This is a genomic window from Micromonospora sp. ATCC 39149, assembly GCF_000158815.1.
Lineage (GTDB): Bacteria > Actinomycetota > Actinomycetes > Mycobacteriales > Micromonosporaceae > Micromonospora.
This window is the reverse complement of sequence record NZ_GG657738.1, coordinates 4,880,043-4,884,509: the sequence shown is the minus strand read 5'-3', so window position 1 is coordinate 4,884,509 and position 4,467 is coordinate 4,880,043. Positions and strand designations below refer to the sequence as shown.

The 4,467-nt window shown below is 75.7% G+C and carries 5 protein-coding genes; all 5 read right to left on the bottom strand.

The window, feature by feature from the left end; translation table 11 throughout:
* The coding region (locus MCAG_RS33810; RefSeq protein ID WP_036374575.1) for a hypothetical protein at positions 1-293 on the bottom strand (293 nt) is incomplete at its 3' end.
* Positions 290-1,504: a polysaccharide pyruvyl transferase family protein gene (locus tag MCAG_RS21295; RefSeq protein WP_007075050.1), complete on the bottom strand. Its 1,215-nt coding sequence runs from the start codon at positions 1,502-1,504 to the stop codon at positions 290-292. The genes MCAG_RS33810 and MCAG_RS21295, both read right to left, overlap by 4 nt.
* On the bottom strand, positions 1,494-2,813 hold the full coding sequence (locus MCAG_RS21290; protein WP_007075049.1) for a polysaccharide biosynthesis C-terminal domain-containing protein: 1,320 nt from the start codon (positions 2,811-2,813) through the stop codon (positions 1,494-1,496). The genes MCAG_RS21295 and MCAG_RS21290 overlap by 11 nt, the downstream gene beginning before the upstream one ends.
* A gap of 79 nt (positions 2,814-2,892) precedes the next feature.
* Complete coding sequence (locus MCAG_RS21285) at positions 2,893-3,753, bottom strand: glycosyltransferase (RefSeq protein ID WP_007075048.1); 861 nt, start codon at positions 3,751-3,753, stop codon at positions 2,893-2,895.
* Positions 3,719-4,467, bottom strand: a 749-nt coding sequence (locus tag MCAG_RS21280; protein WP_036374571.1) for a hypothetical protein, incomplete at its 5' end; no start/stop codon positions are given. The genes MCAG_RS21280 and MCAG_RS21285, both read right to left, overlap by 35 nt.

The window sequence follows — 4,467 nt, the reverse complement described above, 5'->3', positions numbered from 1 at the left end:
GGCGTTCTCGGCGGTGACGCGTTGAACTCGGCGGCGAGGACCCCCGGGTAGGCGGGGTCGAGGTTCAGCCCCCGGGGGTCGACCGCCGTGCCGATCAGCGTCCCGGCGGGCGCGAGCCCGCGCAGCGTCCCGCGTGCCGACGGGGTGTAGGCCGGCGCGGCCCGGACGGCGCCGTCCGGGTCGCTGTCGCCGGCGGTGCCGAGGGCGGCCATGCCGGCGAGCAGAACCATGGCGACGACCAGCGCCGTCGCCACCAGCAGGCCGGCGGCGGTGAGCGGGCGCGGGCGGATCACCGCACCGACGGGGCCGGGCCGGCGGTGCGGGCCCAGGGTGCCGCCGTGAAGTTGCGCCGGGCACGCTCGGCGTAGATCGCGCGCGGCAGCTCCGGGACGTCCAGCTCGGTGAGCAGGGCGGTCAGCGTCCGGGTCACCTCGGTCGGGTCGTCGGGGACCCGACCCATCCGCAGGGCCGGCGGCTGCCCGATCTCGTCGAGGAAGTCGTCGCACTTCTGCTGGTACGGCACGAGGGTGAACGGTACCCCCGCCAGGTACGCGAAGACGGCCCCGTGCAGCCGCATGTGCAGCCCGAGGTCGCAGCGCTTCATCTCGTCCCAGCAGGCCCGTACGCCGTCGCGGGCGGTGACCACCCGCACGTCGCAGTGCCCCGCGACGGCGGCCCGCAGCCGCTCGCTGACCCGCTCGTCGCCGTACACCGGGTGGGTGTTGAACACGAACACGGTGACGTCGACGGGCTCGGCGCACACCAGCGCGCGCACCCCCTCGACCAGGGCGTCCTCGCGGCGGCGCACGTCGACGTCGGCGGCCTCGTGGTCGACGCCGAGCAGGGTCACGCCGAGGCGGGCCCGGCCGGTGGGGCGTGGCCGGCGCGGCGGCACCGGCTCGCCGAGCGCCTCGGGCAGCAGGCCGGCGAGGTCGCCGGCGGGCACCAGCACGCCCGGGTAGCCGGCCCGTTCGAGGATCTCGGCGGAGGCGATGTCGCGTACCCCGATGAAGGCGACCCGGCGCAGGACGCGCAGCAACCGGCGCTCGGAGGCGGCGGAGACGAACGGGCCGACGGAGACCCCGACGGCGGCCATCGGGTGCCCGGACACCCCGGAGAAGAGCGAGAAGACCTTCTTCTCACTCAGCGGCCCCATCTCGCGGAACACGGAGCCGCCGCCGAAGACCAGCATGGTGGAGCGGCGCAGCAGGGCGGCCTTGTTGAGCACCCAACCGGCCCGGTCGGCGGTGCCGCGCGAGCGGTACCAGCGCGGGTCCATGCCGGTGCGCTCGGGCGGCAGGTCCACCATGGGCGGCGCCGCGAAGACGGGCTCCTCGGCTCCCCAGTAGACCCGGGTCGCCCAGTCCATGACGACACAGAACGCGTTGTCGCCGACGTTCTCCATGCCGTAGTAGCCGACGACCAGGGGCCGGCGGGCCACCGGGGCCGGTGCGGAGCGCCCGGGTGCCGGTTCGCACGGCACGGCGGTCGGTTCAGGACGCACGGGGAGCCTCCCTGCTCAAGCGCCTGCGCAGGTCGCGCCAGGTGGGCAGCGGGGAGTCACCCACGACGCCCCGCCGGGCGGCGACCCAGAGCAGGCAGCAGACTACCGCCTCCGCCAACACGGTAGCCCCGGCGGCACCGCCCACGCCCCAGGCCGGCACGGCCACCGCCAGGGCGACCAGCAGCACCAGGGCCCCCACGGCCTGGTACGCCACCTTACGGCGGAGCAGCCCGCCGCTGGTCAGCAGGGCGGCCACGGCGGCGCCGCCGAACCGGAACGGCACCGCCAGCGCCAGCACCGCCAGCTCCGGCGCGGCCGCCCGGTACTCCGGGCCGAACACCAGCGGCAGGGCCACCAGGCCGCCGAGCGCCACCGCCGCCGCGACGACCGCGCCGAGCAGCACCATCCCGGCGCTGCCCCAGCGGTACGCCAGCAGCACCGCCTCGGCGTCCGAACCGGCCCAGCGGTGCAGCTTGCCCAGCAGGTACTGCTGGTAGACGACCCGGGGGACGAGGTACACGGCGATGAGCACGGACATCGGCACGGCGAGCAGGGCCGCCGCCGCGCCGCCGAGCAACTCGGCGGTGAGCACCGTGCCGAGGTGGATGCCGAGCAGGTAGCAGACGTTGCCGAGCACGTACGGGGTGGTCGCCCCCACCAGGTGACCCAGCCGGGGGCCGGCGTCGGAGGTGGCGGACGGTGCGGGGACGGGATGCCCCTCCAGCGGCATCGCGCCGCGCCGGAACTCGCGCGACACCAGCAGGCAGGCGGCGACGGTCGCCACGGCGACGACCGCGTACCCGGCCGCGACGGCGACGACGGAGAGCCCGGCCGCCCAGACCGCCAGGGTGACCAGCACCCGACCCAGGTGGGGGGCCAGTTGGAGGGCGGACAGCCCCCGGTAGTCGCCCCGCAGTTGCCGCACGGAGCCGGCCAGCGCCAGCGCGGCCTGGGCCACCACGACGGTGGCGAGCAGGGCCCGCACCGCCGCCGCCGTGGTGTCGGGCAGCTCGGCGGCGCTCCAGGCCAGGACACCGAGGAACAGCACCGCGCAGGCGACGCCGGCCAGCCGCAGCGACGGCCCCACCCAGCGGTACGCCCGCGCGCCCTCCTGCCCGAACACCTGCAACCACAGCTCGGACACGCCGAAGACGGCCACCGGCGCGGTCAGCGACACCACGGCCAGCACTGCGGTGAGCGAGCCGAAATCGGCCCGGGAGAGCGTGCGGGCGAGCAGGACCTGGCTGCCGAAGGCGGCGACGGTGACGCCGGCCTGGCTCAGCCCCAGCAGGCCGACCTGGGCCAGCATCGTGGCCGCCCGCCCGCGCCGGTGACCGGACCCGTGCTCCGGCTCTGCGCCGTGGCCCGGCCCTCCGCCGCGCCCGGAGTCAACGGCCGAGGCTGACAAGCCACTTGCCCGTCTCGCTCAGGGTGCGCAGCGCCTTGATGCCGAACGCCGCCCCGGGCACCCGCGAGGGGCAGTACGTGTCGACCAGCCGGAACCAGAAGACCAGCCCGCCGAGCCGGCCCCGGGTGACGTTGCCGTCGTGCCGGCGGAACCGGACGACCGGGTGGGCCAGGTGCCGGGGGTGTACGCCGGCGCGCAGCGCCCGCAGCATCAGCTCCACGTCCTCGAAGAGCCGGAAGCTCTCGTCGTACCCGCCGATGCGCTCCAGCACCCGGCGGTCGATGGTGGTGCCCGAGTGCTTGAACGGCAGCCGGGGGCGGGTCAGCACGCCCAGCAGCATGGCCCGCGCCGAGGCGTACTCGGGCAGCCGGATGTGCCGGGAGCTGCCGCCGCGCACCTCGTGGTAGTCGACGTACACCCAGTCGCCGTCGGTGGCGGTGAGCAGGTCGTGCAGCCGGGCCAGCGCGTCGGCGGAGAGCTCGTCGTCGGAGTCCAGCACGGTGATGTACCGGCCGGTCGCGGCGCGCAGCGCGACGTTGCGCGCCTGGGCGATGCCGCTGGGCGGCAGGCTGAGCACCCGGACCCGCCGGTCGGCGGACACGCCCGCCTCCGCCAGCACCCGGGTGACCGGGACGGCCGAGCCGTCGTCGACGACGACCAGCTCGAAGTCCCGGTGGTGGTTGGCGAGCACGCTGCGCACGGCGTTGACCAGCAGGACGGCCCGGTCGCGGACCACGATGCAGACCGAGAACGTCGGCACCACCGACGCGTCGTCGCGCGCCTGTGGGGCCCCGCCGCCGCTGCTCTCACCCTGGACGGACGCCGGCAGTGGATGCCTCATCGAGCCGCCCCTCCTCCCCCCGTTCGACGTCGGCCGTGACCGTGGCGCCGCCCGCCGACGTGACTGTCACGCCGGCCAACGACAGGATCACGAGCTGCCCGTAGAGGAACAGCCACATGAAGTACGGGTACGCCATCGGCTTCTGCGTGAGCCCGAAGAGCACGAAGACCGCGTAGAGCACGCCCAGCGCCCAGCGCTGCGCCGGCCCGGCGCACCGCTGCCGGACGACGACGTAGAGGCCGGCGACGACCCCGACGACCACGACCAGACCGACGGCCCCCCAGACGACCAGGACCCGCAGCAGGTCGTTGTGCATGTCCCAGGGCTCGTAGCCGAACCCGAAGAGCCAGACGTCCGGCGTGGACCGGCCGAGGATGCGGGCGACGTCGTTCCAGATGGCGCCCCGGCCGTGCATGAACGTGTCGGAGCGCACGTCGAGCGAGCCGACCTCGGTCAGCGCCACCTCGGCCCGTTCCCGGACGGCGTCGCCCGCGAGCGCGGCGGCGACCCCGCCGGCCGCGACCAGGCCGGCGGCCACCGCCAGGAGCCGCCACCGGCGGACACGGCCGGGGCGCAGCGCGGCCCGCAGCACGCCCAGCCGTCGCGCCTCGAAGGCGACCACGATCACGAGCAGGCAGAGGATGGTGAGCCGGTGCAGCGACACCACGCCGGTGGCCACGAAGAGGCCGACCAGCGCGTACCGGCGGGGCGGGG

Coding starts and splice junctions, on each gene's coding strand:
- MCAG_RS21290 (WP_007075049.1), bottom strand. CDS start 2,813: ATGCTGGCCCAGGTCGGCCTGCTGGGGCTGAGCCAGGCCGGCGTCACC.
- MCAG_RS21285 (WP_007075048.1), bottom strand. CDS start 3,753: ATGAGGCATCCACTGCCGGCGTCCGTCCAGGGTGAGAGCAGCGGCGGC.